Consider the following 3,201-nt stretch of genomic DNA (forward strand, 5'->3'; position numbering starts at 1 on the left):
GTTTTAGCGGTGTTGGCTACAATGGCATCCGCTTGCTCCGAAGTAATACCCACTTTAGCGGTGTTCGCAACAATAGCATCCGCTTGTTCCGAAGTAATGCCCACTTTAGCGGTATTTGCAACAATGGCATCGGCTTGTTCAGTAGTAATACCAACTTTCGCGGTGTTTGCTACTACTGCAGTAGCGGTACTGATGTCCACGGAACCGCCATCGGTTAGATTAATTTCGTTCCCCGTAAGGCTTAAATCTTGCGTATCGCTGGCAGTTGCTGGGGTAACCCAGGTGTAAGAACCGTTATCTATACCCAACACTTGGCCTTGTGTGCCACCTGTGGGCAGTTTATCTTCTTTTTGGTTCCAATTGGTAATATCGCTAGCTGAAATATTTTTTGCGGCAGACGCGTTAAAACTTGGGTCGGTTTCGGTTAACGTACCGGTAAAGGTTTCGGCGGTTTTGGCATGTAACGCATAAGGCACGCTTACCAGTTGGCTGGTACCGCTTATGGTATAGTTGGTGCCGCCAGTAACATCGATTTCTGTTTTGATGAAATACGTGTCGCTGCCCCAATTGATGGTGCCAAATGCGCCAGATTGTTGCGTGCCCGCGCCAACTTCCAGATTTATAAGGCCATTGGCGTTGGTGGTGGCACTGTGGGTTTCGGTATATACAGAACTGCCGTTTTGTAAAATACTAATTTGTACGCCTACGGCTTGGTTGGCCAAAATTTTATCGCTTGCATTGCGTACAATGGCTTGGTAACTCAATTTCTCGGGCGTTTGTGCAAATGCACCCATGGTGCATAATAACATAAATAGTAAAAAGAAGTACAATTTTTTCATAAGAGGTTAATTTTTGATGATTTTAAAAGTTTTTAAAGTAGTTGAGGCATTATTAATTTTAAGGAGATAGGTGGCTACCGATAGGTCGTGCACGGGGATGTTTGTCGTGTTACCCTTGATTTTTCCTGAAAGCACAACGCCACCAACGGCATTATACAAAACATAGTTTAGGGGGTGGCCAGGTGTAAATTGCAACATGATGTTGATAAAAGACGATGTGGGGTTGGGATACGTTGTAATATCCATTTGGGTATCGAGGTCGATGATAGTTAAAGTCGCATCTTCAAAATAAAGCTGAATGCCTTGGAAGGCTGTACCATTGGCACCGCTATTGGTACTCTGCACTATTTGTCCAACGGAATAACTTGCCGAACCCCCATTACCTGCAATGGTGTTGCCCGAGGCCACTATAGCCTGTTGCGCCTGTATTTTGCTAAATACGGCAAAGAACAATAAACAAAACAACCATAGGGATGGCCTTTGTTTATAAAAAAAAGATTTGGGAACATGGTGTTTCATAATATAAAAATGTTTAAAAGTTGAGTTCACAGGTTTTTTTAAGACGTTACTACTTGCGAACCTATAGAACGGTGCAAATTAAGCGGTCTTCACACAAATACTGTTCGCTGAAATGCATAAAATAGGTGTCCAAATTCAATTCAGACACCTATTTTGCGTTTTTTAACGATAAAAATGCGCTTTAAGTAGATGATTTATTAAAAATCTTACTTTTTAATTTTGAAGATACTCCGTTGGATTTTTGCCTACTACCATTTTAAAAACTTTGCTAAAAGAGCTTCGGTTGGCAAAACCGCATTTCCATGCGAGGGCTTCCATGGTGTTTTTTTCCAGAAATCCCATCTGGATTAATTTTTTGGCCTCTTCTATGCGCAACTGGTTTTTATAGGTCGCAAAGCTTAATCCATAGTATTTGTTCAGATAATAAGATAAATGGTGGGTTGGTATGCCCAATTCGCGGGCGCAGGTAGTAATATTGAAATCTTGTTCTAAATGTAGTTTTTTCTCTTTTAGACGTTCTAAATTAATAGCGATAAGGGGCTTTTCTAGGCCATACTTTAACTCGGTTTTTGGGTCAATAGTTGAACCGACTGGCTCCTGCACTCTTTTTTTAAGCTGTGGGTAGCCTTGAAAAAGTGTGGTGAAATATACAGGAATGACAGCCGTTGAGAAAATAACCAAGAAAAACAACAAAGTGATCAGGAGACTATTTGAAGCGTTGAAACTTATTAAAGTGGTTAACTGGTTGTTTGTAATCATTTGTAGTGAATACATAATGGCAAAAACAGACATCAAGACCAAGGTTGCCCAAAAGAAAAGCAGCCATTTATTTAACAATCTCTTTAAACTATGTTTTCTTTCCTTCTTTATAAATTTTATGATTTGCGGAAATAGGATAATCAACACCCCAAATTGCCATACATGGCGCAGTAAAAAATGCTCTTTTGCACCTAGAATCAAATAATGCACGTGAATTCTACTTAATGGATCTACAAGGGCATTCTGTAAAATGGTATTATAAACTTCGGGTGGTTGCAAATAAACATAGCAAACATCTATCACTCCTAAAAAAAAGGGGACAAATAACCATATATATTTTGCCTTCCATGTTAAGCCATCTTCCATTACCGACGTAAAGTAAAAATAAATGGGTACACAAATAAGATTATAAGGTACAATAGGCCATAAGAAAAAATAGGAAACATAAGCCAATTCACCGATGTTGATGATGTAGGTTTGTAAAGCATAAAAGGAAAACAACAAATAGAACCCGCCCAAAAAAAATGTAGAAGTCTTGTTACCTGTGGTTTTTGAAAATATTATAGAAGTTAACACAAAACCAAATATGGAAGCAAGCAATAAAATAGTATTCAAAAAAATATAAGTTTTAAATTTTAAGTAATGTTTTTATCCAATTTGAGAATGATTTTTTGATTATAAAGAACCTCATGACAAATAAACAAAAATGTTATCATTATCCAAAGGAAAAATTTTCTTTCGTTTTTGTAGCAGTATCGCATACGACTTTTTTTATAAAAATTATTCCATTTAATTATCTAATAGGCACATTTATTCATCCAACAAAACAATGGATTTTAACAAATCCGATTTGTTGACTTTTTTAATGGCATTAGTTGTATTTCTATGAAATTGTTAAAAAACAAAAACCTGAAAATCATACGATTAACAGGTTTTTTAATATAGATTTATATTGTAATTTGGGATCAAGAGCAATAGTTGTGTTTAAGCAAAAATTGTTGTTAATCTAAAGAGGAAGAATTCTATGTTCCTAACCCCTCTAAACTGAGCTCTAAAGGCTTTGATTTTGGCATTAAAAGATTCT

The 3,201-nt window shown here is 37.1% G+C and carries 2 protein-coding genes and 1 pseudogene; all 3 read right to left on the minus strand.

Annotation, left to right across the window (positions count from 1 at the left end):
* Positions 1–839 (minus strand): annotated as a pseudogene (locus GQO80_RS11695) (hypothetical protein); the annotation flags it as partial.
* Between the two features lie 6 nt (positions 840–845).
* Entirely contained in the window at positions 846–1,358 is a 513-nt protein-coding gene (locus tag GQO80_RS11700) for a T9SS type A sorting domain-containing protein (RefSeq protein WP_157208543.1), read from the minus strand.
* 213 nt (positions 1,359–1,571) lie between these two features.
* Positions 1,572–2,732, minus strand: coding sequence for a helix-turn-helix domain-containing protein (locus GQO80_RS11705; protein WP_157208544.1), 1,161 nt, complete (start codon positions 2,730–2,732; stop codon positions 1,572–1,574).
* Positions 2,733–3,201 lie beyond the last annotated feature (469 nt).

Source organism: Mariniflexile maritimum, from assembly GCF_009746565.1.
GTDB classification, from domain to species: Bacteria; Bacteroidota; Bacteroidia; order Flavobacteriales; family Flavobacteriaceae; genus Mariniflexile; species Mariniflexile maritimum.

Excerpts from the sequence above, each read along its gene's own strand:
- GQO80_RS11700 (WP_157208543.1), bottom strand. The coding sequence starts at position 1,358 with ATGAAACACCATGTTCCCAAATCTTTTTTTTATAAACAAAGGCCATCC.